The 25,297-nt window shown below is 38.9% G+C and carries 19 protein-coding genes; 11 read left to right on the top strand and 8 right to left on the bottom strand.

Translation table 11 applies throughout. From position 1 onward, the window contains the following. Positions 1-111: 111 nt before the first annotated feature. Together xerC and H6G79_RS15670 are read right to left on the bottom strand one after the other, a co-directional pair. Entirely contained in the window at positions 112-1,521 is a 1,410-nt protein-coding gene (gene xerC, locus H6G79_RS15675) for a tyrosine recombinase XerC (RefSeq protein WP_190592470.1), read from the bottom strand. A gap of 377 nt (positions 1,522-1,898) precedes the next feature. Next, on the bottom strand, positions 1,899-3,626 hold the full coding sequence (locus tag H6G79_RS15670; RefSeq protein WP_190592471.1) for an NFACT family protein: 1,728 nt from the start codon (positions 3,624-3,626) through the stop codon (positions 1,899-1,901). A 69-nt stretch (positions 3,627-3,695) separates the two neighbouring features. Between H6G79_RS15670 and H6G79_RS15665 the strand changes: the two genes are divergently transcribed. Then, positions 3,696-4,019, top strand: coding sequence for a hypothetical protein (locus H6G79_RS15665; RefSeq protein ID WP_190592472.1), 324 nt, complete (start codon positions 3,696-3,698; stop codon positions 4,017-4,019). 248 nt (positions 4,020-4,267) lie between these two features. Continuing rightward, a complete protein-coding gene (locus H6G79_RS15660; RefSeq protein ID WP_190592473.1) occupies positions 4,268-4,759 on the top strand; it encodes a hypothetical protein in 492 nt (163 codons plus the stop codon). Between the two features lie 136 nt (positions 4,760-4,895). On the opposite strand, the gene dacB is transcribed toward H6G79_RS15660, so the two are convergent. Beyond that, positions 4,896-6,383, bottom strand: a complete 1,488-nt coding sequence (gene dacB / locus H6G79_RS15655) for a D-alanyl-D-alanine carboxypeptidase/D-alanyl-D-alanine-endopeptidase (RefSeq protein WP_190592474.1) — start codon at positions 6,381-6,383, stop codon at positions 4,896-4,898. Between the two features lie 144 nt (positions 6,384-6,527). On the opposite strand from dacB, the gene H6G79_RS15650 reads away from it, so the two are divergent. From H6G79_RS15650 to H6G79_RS15640, 3 genes are all read left to right on the top strand, one after another. After that, positions 6,528-8,045, top strand: coding sequence for an MBOAT family protein (locus tag H6G79_RS15650; protein ID WP_190592475.1), 1,518 nt, complete (start codon positions 6,528-6,530; stop codon positions 8,043-8,045). A gap of 30 nt (positions 8,046-8,075) precedes the next feature. Next, the gene (locus H6G79_RS15645) at positions 8,076-9,074 is read left to right on the top strand and encodes a DUF459 domain-containing protein (protein ID WP_190592476.1); all 999 of its coding nucleotides are present in this window, start codon (positions 8,076-8,078) and stop codon (positions 9,072-9,074) included. A gap of 187 nt (positions 9,075-9,261) precedes the next feature. Continuing rightward, positions 9,262-10,185 carry an alpha/beta hydrolase gene (locus tag H6G79_RS15640; RefSeq protein ID WP_199334044.1) on the top strand — a complete coding sequence of 308 codons (924 nt, stop codon included), beginning with the start codon at positions 9,262-9,264 and terminating at the stop codon, positions 10,183-10,185. A gap of 145 nt (positions 10,186-10,330) precedes the next feature. Here H6G79_RS15640 and H6G79_RS15635 read toward each other — a convergent pair whose 3' ends face one another. After that, a complete protein-coding gene (locus H6G79_RS15635) occupies positions 10,331-12,244 on the bottom strand; it encodes a heavy metal translocating P-type ATPase (RefSeq protein WP_190592477.1) in 1,914 nt (637 codons plus the stop codon). A 253-nt stretch (positions 12,245-12,497) separates the two neighbouring features. On the opposite strand from H6G79_RS15635, the gene H6G79_RS15630 reads away from it, so the two are divergent. Further along, positions 12,498-13,247: an SDR family oxidoreductase gene (locus tag H6G79_RS15630; protein ID WP_190592478.1), complete on the top strand. Its 750-nt coding sequence runs from the start codon at positions 12,498-12,500 to the stop codon at positions 13,245-13,247. 181 nt (positions 13,248-13,428) lie between these two features. Here the strand turns inward: H6G79_RS15630 and H6G79_RS15625 are convergent, their stop codons facing one another. After that, positions 13,429-14,037, bottom strand: coding sequence for a Uma2 family endonuclease (locus H6G79_RS15625; RefSeq protein WP_190592506.1), 609 nt, complete (start codon positions 14,035-14,037; stop codon positions 13,429-13,431). 676 nt (positions 14,038-14,713) lie between these two features. Between H6G79_RS15625 and bchE the strand changes: the two genes are divergently transcribed. Beyond that, complete coding sequence (gene bchE / locus H6G79_RS15620; protein ID WP_190592479.1) at positions 14,714-16,297, top strand: magnesium-protoporphyrin IX monomethyl ester anaerobic oxidative cyclase; 1,584 nt, start codon at positions 14,714-14,716, stop codon at positions 16,295-16,297. Positions 16,298-16,645: 348 nt separating this feature from the next. Further along, positions 16,646-17,278 (top strand): glutathione S-transferase family protein, encoded by a 633-nt coding sequence (locus H6G79_RS15615; protein ID WP_190592480.1) that lies wholly within the window; start codon positions 16,646-16,648, stop codon positions 17,276-17,278. 234 nt (positions 17,279-17,512) lie between these two features. Here the strand turns inward: H6G79_RS15615 and H6G79_RS15610 are convergent, their stop codons facing one another. Together H6G79_RS15610 and H6G79_RS15605 are read right to left on the bottom strand one after the other, a co-directional pair. After that, positions 17,513-18,232, bottom strand: a complete 720-nt coding sequence (locus tag H6G79_RS15610; RefSeq protein WP_190592481.1) for a dienelactone hydrolase family protein — start codon at positions 18,230-18,232, stop codon at positions 17,513-17,515. A 52-nt stretch (positions 18,233-18,284) separates the two neighbouring features. Beyond that, positions 18,285-18,956, bottom strand: coding sequence for a phosphoribosyltransferase (locus H6G79_RS15605; RefSeq protein ID WP_190592482.1), 672 nt, complete (start codon positions 18,954-18,956; stop codon positions 18,285-18,287). Positions 18,957-19,435: 479 nt separating this feature from the next. Between H6G79_RS15605 and crcB (H6G79_RS15600) the strand changes: the two genes are divergently transcribed. Then, positions 19,436-19,819 carry a fluoride efflux transporter CrcB gene (gene crcB, locus H6G79_RS15600; protein ID WP_190592483.1) on the top strand — a complete coding sequence of 128 codons (384 nt, stop codon included), beginning with the start codon at positions 19,436-19,438 and terminating at the stop codon, positions 19,817-19,819. Positions 19,820-19,833: 14 nt separating this feature from the next. Here the strand turns inward: crcB (H6G79_RS15600) and crcB (H6G79_RS15595) are convergent, their stop codons facing one another. Beyond that, positions 19,834-20,247: a fluoride efflux transporter CrcB gene (gene crcB / locus H6G79_RS15595; protein ID WP_190592484.1), complete on the bottom strand. Its 414-nt coding sequence runs from the start codon at positions 20,245-20,247 to the stop codon at positions 19,834-19,836. A 620-nt stretch (positions 20,248-20,867) separates the two neighbouring features. Here crcB (H6G79_RS15595) and H6G79_RS15590 point away from each other — a divergent pair. Then, entirely contained in the window at positions 20,868-23,105 is a 2,238-nt protein-coding gene (locus H6G79_RS15590; protein ID WP_190592485.1) for a peptidoglycan-binding protein, read from the top strand. Positions 23,106-23,749: 644 nt separating this feature from the next. After that, positions 23,750-24,955 carry a response regulator gene (locus tag H6G79_RS15585; RefSeq protein WP_396019802.1) on the top strand — a complete coding sequence of 402 codons (1,206 nt, stop codon included), beginning with the start codon at positions 23,750-23,752 and terminating at the stop codon, positions 24,953-24,955. Positions 24,956-25,297 lie beyond the last annotated feature (342 nt).

The raw sequence follows: 25,297 nt of genomic DNA, 5'->3' as shown, positions 1-25,297 counted from the left end.
CGATTGAAACCAATCGATTAGAGTTTTAATCAGTGGTTACTTAACCCTGGAAAAGTTGTTAACCACTGATACCACTCGTAAAAATGGTTTTTATTGTTGGTTTAGTTGTGTTTACTTGCCTTTCTCAGCTAACAGCTTGTCAATTAATTCCTGTTGCTGTCGTAACTGTTCTTCAAGTTGCTCTATTTTCGATAATTGCTGTGTTTGTGGACTAGCTGGTAATTCTGGGTTAATTAGAATTGCTCTGTCAGTTATATCTTGATAGTGTTTTTGGCTGACTGCTTCACCATGACCACACCAAGCACTTACTATTTTTTCATCCCTGCCTAAATCGAATATTTGGTGTGTGATGAATGTATGTCGTGTGTTATAGGGTGATAAATACTTAGTTAGTTTACCTTGCTCTATCAATTTATCTATAACTGGCTTCCAATGTTCTGAAGTAAAAATATTTCCACGTATGATTTTTTTGGTTTTGGTTTTAAATACAGTTTCATTTGCTTCCCCTTGAGGAATTGATTTTATTAGGTTCCATAGTTCCCCATCTTTAGGCATAGGGAAAATTCTAATTAATTCTTTATCCCCTTTGGATGTTTTTGTATGATAAAACTTTTTAGTTACTCTATCGTATGTTCTACGAATGTATACACATTCTTTCTCCCAATTAATATCACACCATAAAAAAGCAATTGCTTCACCCGTTCTACATCCTGTAAGAAATTTAAATTTAGTAAAATCATGCCAGTGAAATTTTTTAGGGTGATTTTTGAAAGCTTCTAAAATTGTTTGTACGTCATGCCAAGTATAAGCTTTCGATTTATCTAGTACATCATCATCGGTTTCTGTGTTAACCTCTGTCTGTTTTTTTCCCTTTGCACCTAAAACCTTAATATCATCTGCTAATCCATCGTAGGGATTAAAACTTACAGATTTGTTTTTTATTGCCAATTGATAGGCTTTAGATAAATTAGAAAGTAAAATTTTAACTCTATTTAAGCTTCTATTCTCAACTAACCAATTTCTAATCTTGATTGCATCCTCTGACTTAGTAGCTTCAATTGCTGATTTAATAAAACTTGAGTATTGATGGCAATACATATTAACGAAATGACTTTCTTTCATTCCTAGTTTTATGTATTCTAAATACCTATCCCAGACTTCAAGTAGTGATAACTCTGGCTTAGGTGGTAATTCATCACTAGTTTTGATCCCTCCATCCACTAACCTAAGCCTTGCCTGTAATCCGTATTCCTTTAAAATTGCCTGATAACGTACCTCATTAAAGTTACCGTTGCCGTCGTCAAGCTTTCCCTTCTCAAGCTCTAACTGTAGCCGACGTTGTAATTTATCTGCCTTAGCTTCCCATCCCTCAACATTAGAAATACCAGTACCTTTTTTGACTTGTTTACCATCCGCGAAATAGTTACGAGGAAAGCAAGCCTTGATGCTACCGCTATCCTCACGTACTACTATTTGACCCTTCTTAGTCTTACCAGTCGGTGTTGTGCTGCTATTTACCATAATGCTCAAAAAATGCTCAAATGTGAATGCTCAATTTTAAGGCACTTGGTATTATAAGGTGCTTGAAATAAAAAGACCAGCCTCCCACAGCTGGTCAATGAAATATTTTTCGCGTTGTCTTCTCAATAGAGTTAAAACCCGATTGCGCGTTCCCAAAATGCAACGGGCAACTTTTCTTAACAATATTGTAACAGCCAACACAGTTTTTTCTTAAAAATTCACTAAAAAAAGATAAAGCCCGTTCGGATGGGCTTCCATCTTTGAGAATATTTCAACTAACGCGGAAGGTAGAGGGAATTTAGGGGGGCAAGGGGGACAAGGGAGACAAGGGAGAAGAATAACAATTGATAACTCCTGCCTTCTGCCTTCTGCCTCCTTCAATGACTATTGACTAACTGTGGTTTTCCCCAGAGAATGCGCTCTTGTTTATAAATGGCAATTCCCGGTTTGGCTCCTTTTGGTTTGTAGACGTACTTGGGCTGGGTGTAGACTACTGGTACTTGGTCGCTTTGACGAGCGCGGCTGTAGTAGGCGGCGAGGTTGGCTGCATATTGCAAATCATCTGTATCGGGAACAGTACCCGCTTCTAAACGCATGAGAATATGACTGCCGGGAATTTCTTGGGCGTGGAACCACAAGTCATAATCTCCGGCCACCCGAAAAGTTAATTGGTCATTTTGGCGATTATTGCGACCAATTAAGATTTCCCAACCGTTAGGAGTGCGATAACGACGGAAGTTGGTGATAGCAGTTTCGTTAGTGTTGCGATCGCGGTATTGTGGATCTTCTAAATATTTTTGTCCAATTAGCTCATCACGGATTTCTTCTAAAGCTTGCAAATCTTCGGCTGTTTCGTAGTTTTCAATTTGCGCGATCGCAGCTTCTACTTGCTCTAAATAATCAATCTCTGATTGTACTTCTAACAATAGCGGTTCCACTGCCAAACGAGCGCGTTTGAGTTTTTGGTGCTGCTTGTAAAAATTTTGAGCATTCTGCACACCGTTTTTATCAGGCTGAAGTGCGATCGCTACTGGTTCCCCTGTCTCAAAATCAGGTAGAGTGATTTCTTGCATTCCCGCTTGCCAATTTTGCAAGTTAGCCATCAACAAATCTGCTTTTTGGCGATAATCATCAGCTTGATCTGATTGCTGTAACCGAGTTGTAAAGGCTTGGGCTTTGATTTTTAACTTCGTCAGAATATTTTGTAATTTCTGACTCAGTTGATGGCGCAATTGAGCAAATACCTGTTGATTGAGTTGGTCAGTATAATACTTATTCAGCAAGCTTTGAGTATCTTTGACTAGCGCAACCGCACCCCAACCCATCACGGTGTAACCAGTTGCTGTCCAAGCTGGTTGGAATTTACCAACATTTAAAGCTTGTAGCCATTCTTGCCAACATTCAAAGAGTTTTTGCCAATCGTCAGAACTTAGTTGATCAGTAGTTGTGTCTGGTGCAATACTCGCAGCTAACAGCAGAGAATCTACCAGTGATGCACTTAAACCGCTATAACTTTTGATCAGTTGACGCTTAATTGCACCGGGAACTAAACTCACCCTTTCTTGCCAACGTGCTTGAGATTCGCTCAAACTGGGAACCGGGCCTGTGAGTTTGGGGGGAAATTCGTAAAGCTGTCCAGTTTGAATTGGTCGGACACTCGATTGCTGTTCACTAACTTGATGGGCAGCCGTAATGATGAAATTATTGGCATCAGTCAAAATCGCATTACTGTATTTGCCCATAATTTCCACATACAAGTGATATAGGGCAGATTCTCCTGGACGACGGGCAAATTGTAAATCAATCGCCCTCTCCCAAGGTGCGATCGCTTCAATGGCAATTAAAGCCAAGCCGCCCAATTGATGTACTAGTTGCTGGCTAAATGTAAAAGTATCAGGCGATCGCGGCGGCGGATCACCAATACAAATCCGTGCAGCTTGCGGATGCCAAGAAATTTCCAGCCAACCCCGTTGTTTCAGGGTGCGTAATGCGATAGAAATAGTGTAGCGATCGCGCTGATAAACTTGTTCTAAACGCGATGGCAGCCAGTAAGCGCGTAGTTCGCTACAAGCAGAAGTCAGGGTGGTAAAGTCAACTGGTTGCACAACAAATCATTGGCGTTCAAACGTCGATGCTCAGTATATGCTATCTTGTCTAGCTCTGATTGGCATACTATGAAAAAGATAAAATCTTCCACATCCTCCCGCCTTCTCATAGCTACAGTCGTCACTACAGGCGTATTGTCATTAATCACTCCAGTTAATGCTCAACAAACTCCTGAAACTGTAGCTAACGGCATTTACCATCCGCGAGAGGCAGCATTTTTCCGTGAGGGAAGGGACAAATTAGAACGAGAAATAGAATTTTTATCAACAAATAGCATTTCTGCTCCCGAAAACATCCTCAAAATTACTCCAGCAAAAACACCCGTAATTCAGCAACCACCTTTAGATAACCCTGAATCTTTACCAGGTAAAAAAGCTCTACCGTCAAATTAATCACCACCTCATCTACCTGGACATTATTACAGACGAACAAAACAATTGCGAGATTCATATCCCCGACTTTTAAAAAAAGTCGGGGATATTTTTTCTGATGGATACTTTCCCCCGAATTTATAACTTTAACTACAATGCCATCTTCCTAGAGATACTAAAATTTTTCCTAAAGTTTGTCTATATTTTGAGCATAATTTTGTTGCTAAAAGGTAGCAAAAGTGAACTAGTAATTTCTAGAGGATTAAAGCATGAGTTTGCTACTTACAACATTCACCCAACACCTAAACCTTTCCCAAGCACAACTAGAATCTATCCTGTCAAAATCACTGAGTGAAGTACTGATTTTGCCAGAATTGCAACAAGAATTAGCGAGTTTAGATATTAAATTGCTCAAAGAAACATTACCTACAGCCGGAGCAGTTTTAGCCCAAGAATTACCACCTTTTTACAATTGGTTAAAAAACGAGTTGGGTGTTAAACGTGTTCCCGACAGTCCAGATCATGCAACTGCGTGGGTAATTGGGTTTGTGAACAATCAAGAAAGTTTAACTCACTTAGTTGAATTACATCGCCCTGTACCACGTCCAGCTTTAGAAGCTTCAGTTCCTCGCCTGATAGGGTTATTTGACGGTGTAGAAAATCCAGTAGTCAGAAAAGAATGGCAAAAAGCGATCGCAGCTTTATGCTTAGTCTTAATAGTCGATGCTCGTGAACAAGAGAAAATCTCTCTTGCTGCTTAAAACCTTGATTCTGTACCCAGGAGTGTCACAAGCCAAAGCAAGCATTGAAGATATGAATACAGGACTTACGCAAAAAACCTCTCAAACTCTCATTCCTGAGTTACATAGCCTCTGCGTAAGTCCTAGTTAATTAGAACTAACAATTACGACGTAGCTGTGTTAATAGAACAACAATCTCATCAACAGCTTGGCGAATTGTACTAGCGGGTTGATCAGATTGATTCACAATAATGCTAAAAACTAATGGTTCATACTGTGGTGAATCTATATATCCTGAGAGAGCAACTACTCCTCGTAAAGTACCTGTTTTAGCGTGTACAATGCCCTCGGCTGATGTGTTGCGAAAGCGATTTTTTAAACTACCACTCACCCCAGCTACAGGTAAAGTCGCACGAAAAACTTTGGCTTCTGGGGATGCTGCGATCGCTTCTAACAATTGTACCAAAGCTTCTGGACTAATTAAATTTTTCCGCGATAAACCAGAACCATCAAATACACTATAACTGTTGGGTTTAACTCCAAATTGAGTTAAGGTTTCTTGCATAACTTTCAAACCAAAATCAGCAGTATTTTGATTTTTGGTTAATTGTTGTTTATGCGCTAAAGTTCTTAATAAAGCCTCGGCAAATAAATTATTACTATTAACATTAGTTTCAGTTAATAAATCCGACAAAGGTGGAGATTCAATTGCAGCAACTTCGCGTTCATTATTACCACCATTAACAATAGATGTTTGCTGCACAGAAATTCCGGTTGCTGCTAAACTTTGGCGAAATTTACGTAAGAAATTTTGTGTAGGATCAAAAACTGCGATCGCAGTAACTTCTGGTGCAGCATTCACAGGTAATTGTCCTTGTAAATATAGCACCGCCCCTTTTAAATCACGCTTAATTTCTACTAACCCTCGTTCATCTTTCTGCACAGTTACAGAATTATTTTCGACTCGCCATTGATATGCTTCTGTAGGATCAGCCCATTTAATTTGTAATGGATTGCCTACTGTTTGTGGCAACAAAGTTAACACGGCAGCATTTTCATTTAAAATTAAACTATTAACTGGTGCGCCATAATCAGCTTGCACATCTTCCCATTGCCAACTCGGATTTACAACATCTCCTTGAAAGTAACTATCATCAGCAATTAAATTAGTAACTTGAGTAATTCCCTGTTGGCGTAATTGCTTGGCTAATTCTGTTAATTGAGCATTTTTTAAACTCGGATCTCCCCTACCAACAACACGCAAACTACCATCAGCATCTTGATAAACAGAAGTACGAATGCGAAAATCTGCGCCTAATTGTTTTAGTGCTGTGGCTGTAGTTAACAACTTAGTATTAGAAGCAGGAATAAAATATTTCTCCCCATCACGGTTATAAAGAGTTTGGGTAGAAACTAAATTTTTCACTAAAATTCCCCAACGGGCGCGACTAAACAAAGGACGATTAATAGTAGTATCTATCAGTGCGCCTAATTGGGCAGGACAGACTGATTTTGTTGTAGATGTAGGGGAAGCTGGAGTTTGGGCTGTAACTGCTTGTTGAGTAATACCAATGTGCATCCCCAGAAACAGTAGCATTAAACTCAGAGAAACTTTGTGTGTTTGGCGATTAATTCTGCTCAACATTGGTTTTAGTATATTCACTCACAAGTATCGTTTATTTATTTAAGCATTGACTCTGGAACGAGTGAATACACCGAAGACAAAATTTACTAATCTCAACCACAATATACTTACTTATTCACACACATCTGCATCCTAAAACTATCAGTGTTATTCCCTACATACGATTTTTTCCTATTCTTTATAGGTACATTTGCTTGTGCCAGTTTTTTAAAATCTCACGTTCTGGCTTACAAATATTTTCTGTTAATTGTTAATGTAATTTTTTATGCTTTTTTTGGCTGGCATTTCCTAGAATTGTTAAGTGCCAATGTTATAACTAATTATTTAATACTTGAAGGTATAAGTACAGGTAAAAATAGACGCTTTTTTCTTGTCTTTGGTATAGTTATTAACTTAATATACCTGGGCTTTTTTAAATATTATAATTTTTTTATTGATTCCTTACAAGAAGTATTAAATACATTCAAAATTTCCAGCGAAATTCCAATTTTACAAGTTTTAATCCCAGTTGGAATTTCCTTCTACACATTCCGAGTTATTTCTCATTTAATTGACTGCTATAAAAATCAACTTGCTTGTCCCAAGTTTTTAGATTATGCAGTTTATATTACTTACTTTCCGCAAATTGCTTCAGGGCCAATAGTTAGAGCAACGGAATTTTATCAACAGTTAAACAGTGAGAAAAAATATAATTATCAGATAGAAAGAGTTATTATTTTGATAATTTCTGGTCTGTTTAAGAAATACACTTTATCGAGTTTTTTATTTAACTTTATCAAAGTACCGTTTCAACTACCAGAACAATACTCAAGTTTCGATTTAATTTTAGCGGCACTAGCTTATTCTTGCTATATATATGTTGATTTTAGTGGTTATTCTGATTTAGCCAATGCTATTTCTAGTTTGTTAGGATTTCCGCCAGTGCTTAATTTTAATATGCCTTACTGCGCTCAAAGTTTGCAGGAGTTTTGGCGCAGATGGCACATTAGTCTCTCAGAATGGTTGCGAGATTATTTATATATTTCCTTGGGAGGAAGCCGTAAGGGGAATTTGAGGAAACATTTTAATTTACTAATGACGATGGTAATTGGTGGTTTTTGGCATGGTGCAGGTGTGAATTTCTTGATTTGGGGATTTTTGCATGGAATTGGTTTGGTTTTTACTCACCTTGTGAAAGATTTGATGAAAAACTTTCATCCCAAAAAGCAATCTGATCAGTCTTTAACTAGCAGCCATATTATTGTTTTTTCACGGAGGAGTCAAACACAAGTTTGGTTGAATTGGTGCCGATTTTATTTTCGACAAACTGTATATATATTTAAGCCGATATTTGCCTGTGCTTTGACTTTTAGCTATGTAAGTTTATGTTGGATATTTTTCAATACATCTAACTGGGAAACTGCACTGAAATTTTTACAGCAGATGGTGAATTTTTCCTCAAATTTGGAGTTGCGATCGCAATTTAATCTTTGGCAGTTATATATCACGTTCGCCATCATATTTATGATGAATTTTTATGGAGATAAAATTAGTGTTTATTTACAAAACCTCTTAGCCAAGCGGAATTTCATCATTCAAGCCATACTGACATCTACCTTGCTATATATCGTATTTAGATTAGGGCCAAATACCGTACCGCCATTTGTTTATTTTGGTTTCTAAGTTATTGAAATATTTCTGATAATTATTAATATGATGCAAGACTTAAAGTTTTTAGCTCTTTGTGGTTTAGTTACTTACAGTCTAGTGATGGTGAATGAACCTATCTTTCTGAAAAGTTTAGGTTCTAGCCCCATCGCACCCAGCGAAGTTAAACAAATAGCCCAACAAGTTGAACTAGAAGGACTTAGTAAAGTTGAATCTGATTTTTGGGATAGTATCAAAGAAATTGATGGTAAATCTCAAGCCACAGCACAAGCTACAGAAGTTCCTATAAAACCTGAACCTCAGATTCCAAAAAAACCTGAAACTACTATTCCAACCCCATCAGTTACTAGTCCACCTATCAAGCAAGCAGAACCAGCAAAACGTTTCTTATTGCTGGGTGATTCGATTATGAGTTTTTTGGGAGTTGCATTTGAGAATGATGTCAAAAAATCAGATTATGGCTTGGAAAGTATTAAAGTTTTTTATAAAATCTCCACAGGCTTAAATCGCATCGATTTTTATGATTGGTATTCCCGCACACGCGAACTGATTCAACAAAATAACCCTGATGTAATGGTGGTGATTTTTGGTGGGAATGATGACCAGAATATTTTAGATGCTAACAAAAAGTTGTATGCCGAATTAACTCCAGAGTGGGAAAAAGCTTATGAAGAACGTGTCGAAAGATATGCAAAATTGCTCGATGAATATCCCGTCAAAAAAGTTTACTGGATAGGTCATCCAATATCGAATGTGGCTAGATATAATAAATTCTTTCCTATTTTTAATCGGATTTATCAAAAAGTCTCAGCCGTTCACCCTAAAATCGAATTTGTTGATTATTGGAATACCTTTGCTGTCAACGGTAAATTTTCGCCTATAGCGGCAGATAGTACAGGGAGAAAAGCAAGAGTTCGGTATAACGATGGCTTACATCCAACTGAGCATGGCGCTAAAATTATGATTGAAATTCTCAAAAAAAGAATGATAGATGAAGGTGTCTTAAAACCAAAGTTAAAACCTGCGACTCATCTGAAAAAATAATTGATATGAATAAGAGACTTCAGGGAGAAAAGGTAGACAAGGTAGACAAGGGAGATAGAGGTTTTTAAATTATTTAGGAATGCTATAGCTCTTTTTAGTCTGCTGAGGTAAAAATTTATCTGCGTCCATCCGCGTCCATCTGCGGTTAATTATTCCTGAAACATATCACCTCTATTTAATTAGTCTTATGATACTTAAAAACAAGTCATATCGTCAGTTTTATCTCATTGCGGCTATTGTTACTCTCGCTATTATACTTTTGAATAGTGGGCAAGTCTTTGCTAATCAGCTTGCACAGGTAAATCAACGCCAAGTTTATAATTTAGAACGCAACATTGTTTATGAACAAGTAAATGAAACTAAATTAACTCTTGATGTTTACAAAAATAAAAAATCTGGCTTACGTCCGACATTAATGGTAATTCATGGCGGAGGTTGGATTAAAGGTGAAAAAGAAGATGAGTTATTTTTTAAACCTTATTTTGATTGGGGATTTTCTGTAGTTAATATTGAATATAGATTAGCAAAGGTAGCATTAGCACCAGCCGCAGTGGAAGATGCTCTATGTGCTTTAAATTGGGTAGTTAATAACGCCTCAAAATATAACTTTGATACCAAGAAAATTGTGTTGACTGGCTTTTCCGCAGGTGGACATCTATCATTAACTACGGGAATGATGCCTGATGTGAAAAAATTTAATCAAAACTGCCCCGAAAGCAAACCAACAAAAGTTGCTGCCATAGTTAATTGGTCGGGAATTACTGATGTGAATGATTTGTTAATTGGACGTAATCAAAAATATTTTGCTGTGCAATGGTTTGGCAATCGCAATTCTCCGCGAGAAATAGAAATTGCGAAAAGTGTTTCTCCAATTAACTTTGTGCGTCCAAATCTCCCGCCAATTCTAACCATACATGGTGAAAAAGATAATTTTGTGCCTTATAGTCATGCAGTGAGACTACACCAAGCATTGCGTCAAGCTGGAACTGTCAATCAATTATTTACTGTGAAAGGTGCAGAACATGGCGGTTTTAGTAAAGCGCAAAAAAGACGAATTTATGCAGCTATTAAAACGTTCTTGATTAATCAAGGTGTGATTAGGAATAATTGATACAGCTTTCAATGAAAGAGAGGCTAGAGGCTAGTACAACAAGGCAAAAGTAAAAAGTTGAGCAGAACAGTAGCGAAACCCAACATTCTCAAGACTTTGTTGGGTTTTGTTCCTCAAATTAATCTACGCTTTTTCAAACATCCTCTTAGAATCTCCTCAGCAAGCGCAAGCCGTTCAGAGTAACTAACACTGTTGAACCTTCATGGCCAATGACACCGATGGGGAGGTTAATATTCCCCACAAAGTTAGCCAGCATTAACAAAATAATAGATGTCAGCGCAAAAGTAATGTTTTGTTTAATAATAAATTGCGATCGCCTGCCGAGTTCCATTGCGACAACCATTTTTTCGAGTCTGTCTGCGATTAAAACAATATCTGCCGTTTCTAAGGCGACATCACTACCCGCGCCACCCATTGCTATGCCTACAGATGCTTGGGCTAAAGCAGGCGCATCGTTGATTCCATCTCCCACCATCGCTACATTTTCATACTGTTTCTGCAAGCTGCGGATGAGATTGAGTTTATCTTCTGGTAGGAGTTGGGCGTAAACCTGAGTGATGCCTATGGTTTGAGCGACACTTTGGGCTGTACGCTGGTTATCGCCTGTCATCATGACAATTTCTTCTACTCCCAACTGACGCAGGCGGCGAATGGTAGCAGCAGCTTCTGGTCTAATCATATCTGCAATGGCGATCGCGCCGATAACTTCCGCATTTTGGGCAACCCAAACCACAGTTCTGCCCTCAGATTCCCAACTATGCGCCAAATCTTGTAATTTATTGGGTAGCTGTGTCACATATTGCTGAATAAAAGCAGCATTGCCCACGGTAATTTTTTGGTGGTTGAGTATTCCCACAATACCTTGTCCTGGTATCGCTTGCACATCAGTACCCCGTTGCCAATTTAAATCACTTGCTGCTTGGACAATGGCTTTGGCTATCGGATGTTCGGAAGATGCTTCTAAGGCGGCTGCTACTTTTAACACGTCTGCTTGTGTATATTCCTCACTGGGCATTACCTGAGATACTTGCACTTGTCCTGTAGTTAAAGTACCAGTTTTATCAAAAGCGATCGCCCGGACTTTACCCATATTCTCTAACTGTGCGCCATTTTTGAATAAAATCCCTTGTTTCGCGCCATTGGCAATACCTGATAATAATGCTGGCATAATTGCCGCCATCAACGCACAAGGAGAAGCCACCACTAAAAAAGTCAAAGCCCGATAAATCGTCGTTTCCCAATCCCAAGCCCAAATAAACGGCGGTAATATTGCCAGCAATATGCCGGAAATCACAATTACCTTGGCATATCCCCGTTCAAATTTTTCGATAAACTCTTGGGAAGGTGGCGCTGTTTCTTGGGCTTCTGCGACTAACTTAATCACTCGTTGAATCAAATTACTCGCAGCCGGTTTGTGAACTTGTAATTTCAGCGCCCCATAACCATTAAGTGTCCCTGCAAACACTTCCTCACCGACAGTCTTTTCTACAGGTAAAGATTCCCCAGTAATCGCCGCTTGATTAATCGTGCTGTAACCAGACAAAATGATCCCATCGGTGGGAATTAACTCTCCGGGTTTGACAATAATTTCATCTCCCACCTTTAATTGGCTAATAGGTAGCATCTGTTCTTGTCCCTGATGCAAAACCCTGGCTGTATCTGGTGTCAAACTCATCAAACTGCGAATACTCCGTTCAGTGCGCCCCATTGCGTAACCTTCCAACGCGCCACTAATCGCAAAAATCAGAATTAACACCGCGCCATCAAGAATCAGGTGATATTCTCTGCGCCATAAACCCAAACCAGCCGCACCAACAGCCGCCACAATCATCAGCAAATCTACATCTAGCTCTTTTTCTTTAATTAATGTCGTTATTCCCTCACGGGCGCTTTCATAACCACCAATGATATAAGCAGCAGGTAACAACAGCATTGCCCATCCCAGCCAACCCAGATGTAAGGCGAACCATCCGAGAAACAACAACAGCCCACAAACCAAGGCTGCTAAGATATCGGCGTGTTCTTTTGTGAATTTGGTGAAATGCTGTGGGTAAACCATGAGAGTGAATTTATTGACAACTGATCTCACGTTAAACCTTGACATTAATGTTAAGGTCAAGCAATTGTTTTTCCACAAGACTTAGGCACAAAGAATGGGTGTGAGGGTATAAGGGTGTGGGAGGATGGTGAAGAAATCTTTCCCCCCACACTCCCCACACTCCCCACACTCCCCACACTCCCCACACCCCTATACCCCTTCACCCTTCCTAAACCCTTGATTTTTAATTCCTATCTACCAGGAGGCATTATAAATGGCACGCTTGCATAACAAAACTGCTGTGATTACCGGAGGTACATCGGGTATTGGTTTTGAGACGGCGAAACAGTTTATTGCGGAAGGTGCGCGAGTAATTATTACAGGGCAAGATGAACAACGTTTACACACCGCAGCCCAAGCACTCAATTCTCAGGTAATTCCAGTATTAGCAGATGTGCGATCGCTTTCTCAACTTGATAATTTAGCAGCACGAGTTAAATCAGAATTTGGCAGTCTTGATATTTTATTCGCCAACGCCGGTGTCGGATTTTTTGCCGCTTTAGAAGCAATGGACGAAACCTTGTATGACAATCAGTTTGATATCAACGTTAAAGGTGTGTTTTTCACTGTACAAAAGCTGTCTGGCTTACTGAATCCCGGCGCTAGTGTCATCTTAAATGCTTCATCAGTCAATGAAAAGGGTATGGCGATGGGCAGTGTCTATTGTGCGACAAAAGCGGCTGTGCGCTCCTTGGCTCGCAATTTAGCGGCAGAATTAGGATCGCGCCAAATTAGGGTGAATGCCATTAGCCCTGGTTTAATACCCACTGATTTTCAAACCAAAATGGGTTTATCGCCAGAAGCTTTGGAAAATTTTGGCAATTATATTAAGCAAACCGTACCTTTAGAACGCTTTGGTAAACCAGAAGAAATTGCGGCGGCGGTAGTATTTCTGGCTAGTGATGAGTCATCTTATATAACTGCGGCAGATTTAGTGGTTGATGGCGGCTATATGAACGTTTAGTAATGTAGCAAGGCTAAAATAGGAGCAGTGCGATCGCCCTACCTGTCAACAGCCGCTAAAATAAAAGGTTGGGTTGAGGAAACGACACCCAACAAAATGCAGCCATTGATAGAAGTTTTCACTCTGTTACAAGAGCAAATTTATCTAATAAGTTTACTAGCAGCAATTTTGATTAGATTGCTCACAAAACAACCTGAAAAATTTGTTCAGCAGTCAAACTTAACTCTGGAAAAGAAAGTGATTGAATTCGGTCACTCCCTCGAAACTGAGTAATTTGATACTCACCTTCAATTAGTGTGTAAACTGATATTGTTGGCTGTTTAGGACTGCCAATAAACCGCTTTCCACCTAAAGCTGCATAGTCAACAATCCAATATTCGGCAATTCCTATTTCTTCATATTCAGCAAATTTCAGGAAATAGTCATCACGCCAGTTAGTACTAACTACTTCCACTATTAGTGGAATTGATTCTGCTTGTGAAACAGTAGATGATTTCTGCCAAAGTGGTTCATTCACTAAATTAGGCAGATTCAATACTAAAACATCAGGGATGTAACCAGATTTTTTATCTACAGCTTTCACTAATGCTTGACTAGGAATTGTATAAGCCAAATTCTGAGAACGAATTTCAAAGTTAAGTTCTCTAATTAAAAATGCCCTAACTAACTCATGGTCGCCCGTTGGCTGCATTTCAACTATTACTCCTTTATGTAATTCATATCGACCATTATCTGGTTTCCATTCTAGGAATTCTTCAAAAGTTACTGGCTCTACTAAAGGTTGAAACATCATTTTGCCCCTTTCAATCTCCCACAATCATTCTACGCCGCGCTTTCTCGTCCTTGATCACCTGTGCTTCTGAACCATCGGGGTGCATGTATCTAAAACCCTTACACCCTTACACCCAATCTTTACAGACAATCTTGGTGCGTAAGTCCTGCGTAAGTGCCTATAGGAATATGGTTTGATTCCTGAATCTAGTTGTGTAAGCAGGGAGTAGGGAATGGGGAGTAGGAAGTAGGAAAGACGGCTGATCTGGGTGTACTGATTTTTTTCATAAATCAAATATGAGTCCTATATTAAGTTTTGAAAAATTAGCTATGTCTTTTAAAATCATAACTATATAGTTATGAAAGCTAACTTGGGTTAAATTTGAAAGTCAAAAACTTTTAGTTGATTTTAAGTTTTTCTTAAGAATTTGATTGCCAAGCTTTAGCAAGTGTTTGTATTTTAATCAGCAGAAACTTATCGGTCAAGAGTAAGAATTCAGAACCTAGAAGTTAGGGGAAAGAAGCATAATTGCTACCTTGAGTTATTACCTTTTCCCTGAGTCGTATAACTATTATAACTTCTGGATTCTTACGATAAATATTTCTGTGATTCTGCACTTGCTAGAAGTAGGCTAACAAAATTACAAGTGTAAAATTCTCTGTTCTTCTGATAAAAATTAGAAGGTAGGTAGAACATGCGGATTCTGATGATTCAACCTAATTACCATTCTGGTGGTGCGGAAATTGCCGGAAATTGGCCGCCAAGTTGGGTTCCTTATGTTGGTGGAGCTTTAAAAGCTTATGGCTTCAATAATATTCGTTTTATTGATGCGATGACCGACCATATTGCGGATGATCGTTTAAGGCAAATGGTTGCTGAACATCAGCCGGATATAGTATTGGCGACAGCAATCACGCCAATGATTTATCAATCGCAAACAACGCTCAAGATAGTTAAAGAAGTTTGCCCAGAAGCAACAACAATTATGGGCGGGGTTCACCCTACCTATATGTATAATGAAGTCCTCCATGAAGCGCCTTGGGTGGATTACATTATTAGGGGAGAAGGAGAGGAAATTACAGTTAATTTAGTGAAAGCGATCGCTAATGCTACAGTCGAGAGTGAACGACGCAATATTTTAGGTATTGCTTTCTTAGAAAATGGACAAGTTGTAGCGACACCAGCCCATCCACCAATTGCAGATTTAGATACCCTAACCCCTGATTGGAGTTTGTTGGACTGGAGCAAATATATTTATACTCCCCTAAATGTGCGCGTCGCAGTTCCTAACTATGCTAGAGGCTGTCCTTTTACTTGCCGTTTTTGTTCTCAATGGAAATTTTGGCGCAAGTACCGTTCTAGTAGTCCCAAGACATTTGTCGATCAAATTGAAATTTTAGTCAAAAAACATCAAGTAGGTTTTTTCATTTTGGCAGATGAAGAACCAACCATTAATAAACCAAAATTTATCGCTTTATGTAACGAATTAATTGAACGCAATTTAGGTGTTTACTGGGGAATAAATACCAGGGTGACAGATATATTGCGGGATGAAGAAGATTTACCACTTTATCGTCAAGCTGGGCTAGTGCATGTTTCCTTGGGTACGGAAGCAGCAGCACAGCTAAAGTTGAATTTGTTCCGCAAAGAAACGACAATTGAACAAAACAAGCGGGCGATTCAATTACTGCGGCAAAATGGGATGGTAGCGGAAGCTCAATTTATTATGGGCTTGGAAAACGAAACCCCAGAAACCATTGAGCAAACTTATCAGATGGCTTTGGACTGGAAAGCTGATATGGTGAACTGGAATATGTTTACTCCTTGGCCATTTTCGGAGTTATTTGAGGAGTTAGGCGATCGCGTAGAAGTGCGAGATTATTCTCAATATAACTTTGTGACTCCCATTATGAAACCGGAGGTAATGGAACGGGAAGAAGTTCTCAAAGGCGTGTTACGTAACTACGCCCGATTTTACCTGCGTAAAACAATAGAATACTGGTTTGAGAAAGACCCATTTAAGCGTAAATATCTTTTAGGGTGTCTCAAAGCATTTGTGAAAACAACTTTCAACAAAAGTTTCTACAATCTCCAACGGGTTAAATACAAAGGTTTGCACACCGAAATTGAGCTAGGGTTTGATAAGTCCAAAGTTCTCACCCGCGAACAAATTAATCAACGCAAGCAGGAACATCCAGAATTAATGGCAGATGTCAATTTTGCGGGGAATATTTCTGCTTGTGGCGCTCCCAATGATCTACCAGAATTTATTGAGTAATTACTAATTTGTCAGGGTGGGTTTACCTAGATCATCGTTAATCATCTCAACCCGCCCCTATAACCCGAATTTCTCACGTATGGGTAGCGGGTGTGGAGAGAGAGGGGAGTGTGGGGAGAGAGGGGAGTGTGGGGAGAGAGGGGAGTGTGGGGAGAGATTTCTTCACCATCCTCCCACCCCTCCCACACTTCCCACACTTCCCACCCCTCCCACACCCCTGGATTTCTCTCTTGTGAGAAATCCAGGTATAAATGTTGCTCTTGTCTCATTTCCAACCATCACCGCGATCGCATTTGTTGATACAGTATCTTTGTCCTGATTGGATTTTGGCAGAAAAATCTCAAAATTATGGCAAAGCTTACTGTTTACGGAACTCCTCTGAGTACTTATGTTCGGACTGTCCGATTGTTACTTGAGGAAGCAGGTGTAGACTATACCGTTCAAGACATTGATATCTTCAAAGGTGAAAATCAGTCGCCAGAGTACCTTGCCAAAAATCCTTTTGGTAAAGTGCCAACATTGGAAGTAGATGGAGAAGTAATTTATGAAACTCCAGCAATTACTGATTACCTGAATACAGTCTTTGCCAATAATCAGTTCAGCCCATCCGAACCGATGCTTCAAGCTCGGATGCGCCAGATTATCACAATTATTGATAACTATTTTTATCCTGCTGCAATTAGTAAAATTGTCATTCAACGTCTGATTGTGCCAATTCGCGGTGGTAAGCCAGATAAGGAGCAAATACAAAATGCGATCGCACCTGCACAAAAAGCAATCCAAGCAATTGAATCGATAACTGTTAGTAGCCCATATCTACTCGGTAGCCAGCTAACTATTGCCGATTTTTACCTCATTCCTGTTTTTATTTACCTTTCTCAAACTCCAGAGTATGAGGCGATTACTGCTCAAACTCCCAAATTGCAAGTTTGGTGGGATGCAGTTAAACCACTTCCGAATGTGAATAAAGTCTGTGCTTGAAGAATTTAGGAGTCAGAATCAATCCAATACATGTCGGTTAACATCTAAATCTTGTTCAGATCCCCCCAACCCCCCTTAAAAAGGGGGGCTAATAACCCTCTTTTACCCCCTTAAAAAGGGGGTCGCCGTAGGCGGGGGGATCTAAATTTAGAATGAGTGAACCTTTATCCGAAAAGTATTGAGAATCAATCAGTGGGGAAAAAGACCGACAACTGATTGCACACTGCTCAATCTTCAATTCAGCGACATACCTTGTAAATCTCTTGCGCCTGAATCAGATGCTTTGAGATAATGTTTAAACCATAGACTTGCCAATCGTGCTACTTCTTCTAAAGTTCCGGGTTCACTAAACTGATGAGTTGCACCAGAAATAACCTCTAGTTGCTTGTTGAATGCGGGAATATTTGCCAGTGCATCTTCATTCATAGCGATGATAGGCAAGTCATTACCACCAATAATTAACAAAGTCGGGGCTTGCACACAAGCTAGGGCTTCACTGACTAAATCAGTTTGTCCACTACGAGAAACAACTGCTTTTACAGCCATTGGACGTGTAGCCGCAGCTAATAATGCAGCACTCGCACCTGTATCTGCACCAAAATAGCCAAGCTTGAGATGACTGGTGCAGGGATTTGCTAACAACCAGTCGGTGACAGCAACTAAGCGGTTGCCCAGGAAACCAATATCGCTGCGAAAATGTTTGGTACGCTGGTCTATAGCTTCTTCTTCTTTGGTAAGTAAGTCTATTAACAAAGTTCCTAGTTTCGCTTCCTGACGTAGTATATGGGCGAGATAATGGTTGCGGGTACTATAGCGACTACTAGCACTACCATGTGCAAACAATACCAGTCCTTCAGCATTAGCAGGTATCACCAATTCACCTTTGAGCCTGATGTTTGCCAGTTCCACAATGACTATTTGTTCTTCAACGTTGAGTAGTAGTGTAGTATTCATAACTTGACCCTGATGATTAATGGAAGTCGATTGAGCTTTTGATTTTGCGTTTTTAGGCGTAGCTTTTATCTGCATTGTTAATAACTGAGTGTTTGGCTAGTAAATGCTGTACTTCTACATCGGTTGTTTGCGAAAAGTCTTCATACCACAGACCGATCGCATACAATGACTCTGGCATCACTAAACAAACTATTTCATCGACTTCCGCTTGTAACTGTTGGCAGGTTGTTGGTGCGGCAATTGGTACAGCTACAATGAGTCGTTGGGGTTGCTGTTGTTTAACTACCGCGATTGCCGCCAGCATGGTTGAACCTGTAGCAATACCATCATCTACTAAAATGACAGTCCGATTTTTGATATCTGGGAGGGGACGCTCGCCTCGATAAGCGCGATCGCGTCGTTGTAATTCCCACAATTCTTGAGTTGCAACTTTGTCAATTGTGGTACTATCGATAGCCAAATTATTGATGACATCATAATTTAACACGCGCACACCACCAGCCGCGATCGCACCCATCGCTAGTTCTTCATGACCAGGTACACCCAGCTTTCTGACTAAACATATATCTAGTGGTGCATTCAGGCTGGTGGCGATTTCATAAGCTACGGGTACACCGCCACGAGGCAAACCCAACACTAACAAATCTGGATGGTTAGTATACGCTGTTAGTTTTTTTGCTAACATCTTGCCTGCATCACTGCGATCGCGAAATTTACTTGTCATAATCTCAAGCTCCCGTGGAGAGGGATATATAGCTGACACAGAAGAAAAACCTGTCATTGTCTTCAACCCACTTTGCCTAGAGGGTGAAAAGTGCAAATTGCTAGTTCAGCGAAAACGTACTTTAATACAGTTCGATTGATTAAATTAATAGAGATATCTGGAAATTAATCCTCGCCACAGCATTTAAAAATATCTCTTTCTCTCCCCACATATTCAACTTAACTAGCTATCTTGCTGTTTGTGTGATCAATGCTCATTGCAATAAAACTTAATGCTAGTGATGAACATTTTTCACATGATGATCGCATTTTTCTTATACTTTAATATTATCCCTGTCGGAGATTAACTGTTTCAGATTGACACAAATCAACTCAAAAATTTTATATGTTTCAACAATATCAATCGAGTTTAGTAATGCAACTATAGAAAAAAACTGACTTCTGCATTGCGGCATATTTTCCGACTATTCCATTCAATATATGAACTTGATTATTGATGTACCTCTAGCAATTAGTTTCGGAGCCGTCCCAGGTGCGCTCAGTCGCTATTACCTAACCATATTATTTGGGCGCTGGTTTGGGCTAAACTTTCCCTATGGAACCTTGTTTATTAATGTGTCAGGTGCTTTTTTGATGGGTTTTTTTGCTACCCTTGTATCCAAGTTTGCAATTGATTCTACCGTATCATTGTTAATCGCCGTCGGATTTTTAGGCTCTTACACAACATTTTCAACTTACGCGCTGGACACCTCTAACCTCTTACGCACTAAAAATTATCAAGCTGCGTTACTTTACTGGTCTGGTACACCAATTTTAGGATTTATCAGTATAGAAGTGGGAATTTTATTAGCAAAAATGCTATGAATTAATTTGTCAAGCTATGCTTCTTTTGTACCCTGGATAGCTTCAGCTATTTTATTTCCTAATAAAATACCCAGCAGTGATAACACAGGACTAATTAGCCAGTAAATTAAACTCATTTCTAAACTCTGTTTTTCTATTAACTTGACTACATCTAATTCATAAGTAGAAAAAGTGGTATAAGCTCCTAAAAAACCAGTGGTGACTACTAGTCGAATTTCAGGACTAATTACAATTAATCTCCCCAATACCAACATCGTAAACAAACCCATCACAAAACAGCCACTGACATTAATGATCAGTGTGCTGTAAGGAAATACTTGTCCAAAAAGCTGAGTGAACCACAAACCGAGATAATAACGTGAAAGTGCGCCAGCTATTGCACCCAGACTAATACCTAAAGAGTTACGAAGCGCCAAATTTTGCAGCATATATCGTTAGAGGTTGTTAGTAAAATATATGACTTAGTGTGAGTGCGATCGCTCTCTGACCATATAAAACCACAGCGTATTAAAGCGTAGCCTATTTTCAACCAAGCAAATGTAAAAATAATTAACCGGCTTACTGCGTCAAACTTATAATCATCACAGCAAATATAATTTTGAACATATTTAATTCCTTTTAAACGAAATTAAACCTTTTCACTAACAATCGCTATAGCAGTGTAAAAATTGATAGTCACTTTTTATAGCGTTTCTCAGTATAAAGTGTTAAGTTTTTAGTAACCTCATGGGTCTGCTCTTCATCACACCCATTGGAACAGCGATGGCGATAGTATGGATAGCTGACAAGCTTACCAAGAAACTATTACACCATCTCCAATCCCAAATCGTATCACCCAGAGTTTAGCAGTCTTGAGGTCAACATACACAAACAGCCACCACTCAAACTTACATCTTGCATAAGTTGGAATTAGCGGAGTTATTAAAAGTGTTATATGATACTTGATTGTAAGTAAATTTCAATAGTCTCTAAACATCTCAAAAGTGGATCAATTTACTCTAGCGACAAAATGTCTTAAATTTGACTTAATCTTGGGTATTCTCTAACTATGGATACACTTGCTTATCTGCATTTAGCTGAAAGCTACGAAAACTCTATAAATTCAGAATCGGCAAATCTGGCTGGTTCTGACTTATGTTATCCGGAACTCGACTGGGTACCAGAAAAGCGGGGAGCGTTCATGCTGTTTCTCTCTTGTGCTTTCGGGCTGAGTTCTTTGGGTTGGAGTAACCCAGCGCAAGCATTAAAAAAAGGCGAAAAAAATTCACAAGTAGCATCACTACAACAAAAACTGCAAGCGGCGGGATATTTTAAACAAGCTGTAACTGGATATTTTGGCCCTGTAACCGAAACTGCTGTTATCAAATTTCAAAAAGCTCATGGATTAAAAGCTGATGGAGTTGTTGGTTCTCAGACATTAGCTGTACTCGAAGCTGATTTGGGAATAGCTACTCCAGCAGTTGTTAAACCAAAACCTGCGGTTACTAAAACTACTCAAAAAAAATCATCACCCCCCAATTCTCAAGTAAGCTCTCAGGTAAGTTTACAAAGAGGTGATCTGAGTTATGAAGTGATGGCAATTCAGAGGAAACTACAAGCAGCAGGATATTTTGACCAACCAATCACGGGAGATTTTAACGCGGCGACAGAAACTGCTGTTATGCAATTTCAGAAAGCACATGGACTTGTGAGTAATGGAATTGTTGATCATCGGACATTAACAGTATTAGAATCTGGTGCAAATATCAAAACCACTACACCGCCCCAGCCTACCAAACCTGCTGTAATCAATTCGCCAAAGTTGCAGACTAACACGCCTAAAATTTCTATGTTACGCAGAGGTGATATTAATGCAGATGTAAAATCTATTCAACAACAACTGCAAGCATCTGGGTATCTCAAACAATCAATTACCGGCTCTTTTGATGCAGCCACAGAAACTGCTGTCCTGAAATTTCAAACAGAAAATGGACTGATTGCTGATGGAATTGTTGGGCCAAAAACATTAGCAGCCCTGAAATCACAATCTATTAAATCACCTGCACGCCAAAACTCTGTAGTTCCAGACAAATCAAAAGAACTCAAAACTCCCATTCAAGAAAAAACTCCAACCGCACCAAAAACTAACTCCATAAAATTTGCCACCGAACCCACTCAACCCATCAATCAGCCGCCACAACAAGAACAACCAAACAACGAAAAAGTATTAGCGGCTGCTGTGTCAGAATATGATTTTGCTCAACCTGAACAATTAGCAACTCAAGATAATATTCAAAAAAATTCATCCAGTCATTCTCAGAAAATGACGCTCAAAAAAACGATTGCTGGGAAGATTTCGCCAAAATCTGTCGTACATTCTGGCAATGGGTTATTTTTTGCTCAAAACATGATGTACAACCACACAATCACTGTTTACAACCGTGAGCATAAATTAGTTAAGGTGATTCCCGACAAAGTTGATTTATCAAAATTTGGTTACTCCAAATTCAAAGGTAATTATCGCGGCGCACCTGTTGAAGCTAGTTTTTCCCAAGATGGTAGGTACGCCTGGATTTCTAACTACCAAATGTATGGCCCTGGATTTAACAATCCAGGTAGTGATAAATGTAGTCCTGAGCAGAAAACAGACAAGAGTTTTTTATATCGGATTAACACTGATTCTTTAGAAATTGATCATGTTGTTCAAGTTGGTTCAGTACCAAAATTTGTAGCGACAGCTAATAATGAAGGTTTAGTACTAGTTAGTAACTGGTGTTCTTGGGATTTAAGTGTTGTCGATACTGTCAAAAATAAGGAAATTAAAAGAATTCCCCTTGGCCCTTATCCTCGTGGTATAGCAATTGATTCAGCGACAAATCAAGCTTATGTTGCTGTTATGGGTTCTTATGACATTGCGAAAGTTGACCTCAATAACTTTTCAGTCAAATGGCTAAAAAATATTGGTAATGCACCACGACATTTAAATATAGATCCCACTGGTAAATATCTCTATGCTTCTTTGAATGGAGAAGGAAAAATAGCCAAAATTCAATTACCACAAGGAAAGTTAATCAAGAAAATCTCTACAGGTAACGCACCACGTAGCATGGTTTTATCAGAGGATGGGCAAAGACTTTATGTTGTTAACTATAGTGACAATACAGTTAGTAAAATTCGGACGAATGATCTAAAAGTCATACAAAAAGTAAATGTTGGTGCTAACCCAATTGGTATTACCTATGACCCACAAACTAGAGAAGTTTGGGTCGCCTGTTACTCTGGTAATATCATGGTATTTCAAGATTAAGTGATTATTGGGGCTAAATTTCAACTGTCTCTTTCTGTGGAACGTTAGTAGCTACAGTAGATAGAAGAGACAGTTTTTTCTACTAAATTTTCGCCAACTTATCCAATCAAGCGTTCTGTTGATAGCACTAACAGTATAAAATCCATATATTTCTTTTATAGCTTGTTTGTAAACATAAATATTTACTAGTCAACAAGTATTTTAAGAAAAATAACACACATATCTTTGTAATACTTAACAAATAAAAATATTATCTCGAAAATCTTTAAAAGAATTATATAGTTTTAAAATCAGGATTTCCACGGTTATTTCTGACATTAAAGTTGCTTAAGATAATGTTAATGAGATTTTAGCGTTGAAATATAGCCATTCCACTTTATAAATAAAAAATGAGTTTAGTTGGCTCACAAATAAAGAAAAGTTTGTATTAGTAGCAAATCTATCTAATACAAAATTTTCTATTGCTATTTTCTGACTCTGTTCAATGTTGCTTAGGGAAGGCTATGTATCAATATTCAGAAGGTTGCAAAATTTATTTCGCCAGCTTCTACATTTTTGCCAAGAACTAGAACTATATGGCTAATGTGGATTTGGACAAGCTGACTTTTGCATTATAAGAAACAGGTATGACCCCCCCGGAACTAATGGTATCAAATAACATCATTCATGAATTTAGAACTTGCACTCAGCTACAATACAACGGTCAGCTAAACATCAAAAGTGCTAAAGGACACCACTGGTCTTTTTATTATCGGCTAGGTCGGATAGTTTGGGCCGCAGGTGGTACTCATCCGTTTCGGCGTTGGCGCAGATACATGGCACAATATTGTCCGCAAATTGATGTGGAGAAAATTCAGTTTCGCCAACAAGATTTTGCCGTTTATTACTGGGATTATCGCCTGTTAGAAATTTTGTACAAAAGGCAAAAAATTCACAGAGAACAAATTCAAGCAATTGTCGAAAGTACAATTACTGAGTTGTTATTCGACTTGGCCCAGCATACAGATTTTGAGGCTTTCAGTTGCGATCGCACCCAGGATACCATTTTAGAAACACCAATGAGTTTCACGAGTGCAGATTTATCTGTCAAACAGATGCAAGACTCTTGGAAAAGTTGGTCAGAAGCTGGTTTAGCAAACTTTTCGCCTGATTTAGCACCAATTCTGCGGAGACCAGAACAACTCCAACAACAGGTAAGTCCATCTGTTTACAATAACTTTGTCACTTTGATGAATGGTAAACAGACGCTACGAGATTTAGCTGCAAAAATGAAGCAGAATGTTTTACCTATAACTCGTTCATTACTTCCCTATATTCTCAAAGGCATTGTTGAATTAATCGAAGTACCAGACTTACCTTTGTTAGCTACGGAAGGTGAAAATAACTCTATTGCTTTGCAACCAAAAAACTCTCAGATGCCATTGGTTGCCTGTGTCGATGATAGTCCCCAAGTATGTAAGATTTTAGAGGATATTGTGACTGCAAATGGGTTTAGATTCATTAAAATTCAAGACCCAATCCAAGCACTACCGACTTTAATTCAACATAAACCAGATTTGATTTTTTTAGATTTAATTATGCCAGTCGCTAGTGGTTACGAAATTTGTACTCAGTTGCGACGTGTATCTGCTTTTGCTAATACACCCGTGATCATCTTAACGGGCAATGATGGTTTATTAGATCGAGTCCGTGCTAAAGTTGTTGGCTCTACAGATTTTCTGACTAAACCTGTCGCTGCGGATAAAGTTATGAGTGTAATTCGCAAATATTTGCAAGTTCAGAAACCAGCAAGCGTAACACCGCCTAAATCACAGAGTAACTCTAACTTAGAAGTGTCTTTGGGACATTAGTAATCAAGCCTAGATACTGACTCTGCTTAAACTTGCTAATAACTAGTTAAACTGGATATTCATCAAGATATTTATCCAGATTATTCTAGTGCGTTTAGCTATGACAATTTTTCTGTAATTTGACAAACCTTAACATTTTTCTTCCAGATTTTTGCAGCAAAATTAGAAATGTAAGTGTTTTTTCTCTAACATTTACAAAAATAATCAACCAAAATTAAATCATTGAAGCAGAATTCAGAAGTCAGAATTCAGGAGCGATGCCCTGAGATTGCTGAAGGGTCTTAGAGATTTAGAGCTGTAGTAGATTTGGTGAGTTTTTAAAACGTTTATTTATTAACTAGT

This window comes from Anabaena sp. FACHB-83, assembly GCF_014697485.1.
In the GTDB taxonomy this organism is placed as follows: Bacteria; Cyanobacteriota; Cyanobacteriia; order Cyanobacteriales; family Nostocaceae; genus Nostoc_B.
This window is presented reverse-complemented; position numbering and strand designations above follow the sequence as displayed.

Bases quoted from the DNA above. Each gene is read 5' to 3' on its own strand.
- xerC (WP_190592470.1), bottom strand. From the start codon at position 1,521: ATGGTAAATAGCAGCACAACACCGACTGGTAAGACTAAGAAGGGTCAA.
- H6G79_RS15665 (WP_190592472.1), top strand. From the start codon at position 3,696: ATGAAAAAGATAAAATCTTCCACATCCTCCCGCCTTCTCATAGCTACA.
- H6G79_RS15660 (WP_190592473.1), top strand. From the start codon at position 4,268: ATGAGTTTGCTACTTACAACATTCACCCAACACCTAAACCTTTCCCAA.
- dacB (WP_190592474.1), bottom strand. From the start codon at position 6,383: ATGTTGAGCAGAATTAATCGCCAAACACACAAAGTTTCTCTGAGTTTA.
- H6G79_RS15645 (WP_190592476.1), top strand. From the start codon at position 8,076: ATGATGCAAGACTTAAAGTTTTTAGCTCTTTGTGGTTTAGTTACTTAC.
- H6G79_RS15640 (WP_199334044.1), top strand. From the start codon at position 9,262: ATGATACTTAAAAACAAGTCATATCGTCAGTTTTATCTCATTGCGGCT.
- H6G79_RS15635 (WP_190592477.1), bottom strand. From the start codon at position 12,244: ATGGTTTACCCACAGCATTTCACCAAATTCACAAAAGAACACGCCGAT.
- H6G79_RS15630 (WP_190592478.1), top strand. From the start codon at position 12,498: ATGGCACGCTTGCATAACAAAACTGCTGTGATTACCGGAGGTACATCG.
- H6G79_RS15625 (WP_190592506.1), bottom strand. From the start codon at position 14,037: ATGTTTCAACCTTTAGTAGAGCCAGTAACTTTTGAAGAATTCCTAGAA.
- bchE (WP_190592479.1), top strand. From the start codon at position 14,714: ATGCGGATTCTGATGATTCAACCTAATTACCATTCTGGTGGTGCGGAA.
- H6G79_RS15615 (WP_190592480.1), top strand. From the start codon at position 16,646: ATGGCAAAGCTTACTGTTTACGGAACTCCTCTGAGTACTTATGTTCGG.
- H6G79_RS15610 (WP_190592481.1), bottom strand. From the start codon at position 18,232: ATGAATACTACACTACTACTCAACGTTGAAGAACAAATAGTCATTGTG.
- H6G79_RS15605 (WP_190592482.1), bottom strand. From the start codon at position 18,956: ATGACAAGTAAATTTCGCGATCGCAGTGATGCAGGCAAGATGTTAGCA.
- crcB (WP_190592483.1), top strand. From the start codon at position 19,436: ATGAACTTGATTATTGATGTACCTCTAGCAATTAGTTTCGGAGCCGTC.
- crcB (WP_190592484.1), bottom strand. From the start codon at position 20,247: ATGCTGCAAAATTTGGCGCTTCGTAACTCTTTAGGTATTAGTCTGGGT.
- H6G79_RS15590 (WP_190592485.1), top strand. From the start codon at position 20,868: ATGGATACACTTGCTTATCTGCATTTAGCTGAAAGCTACGAAAACTCT.
- H6G79_RS15585 (WP_396019802.1), top strand. From the start codon at position 23,750: ATGGTATCAAATAACATCATTCATGAATTTAGAACTTGCACTCAGCTA.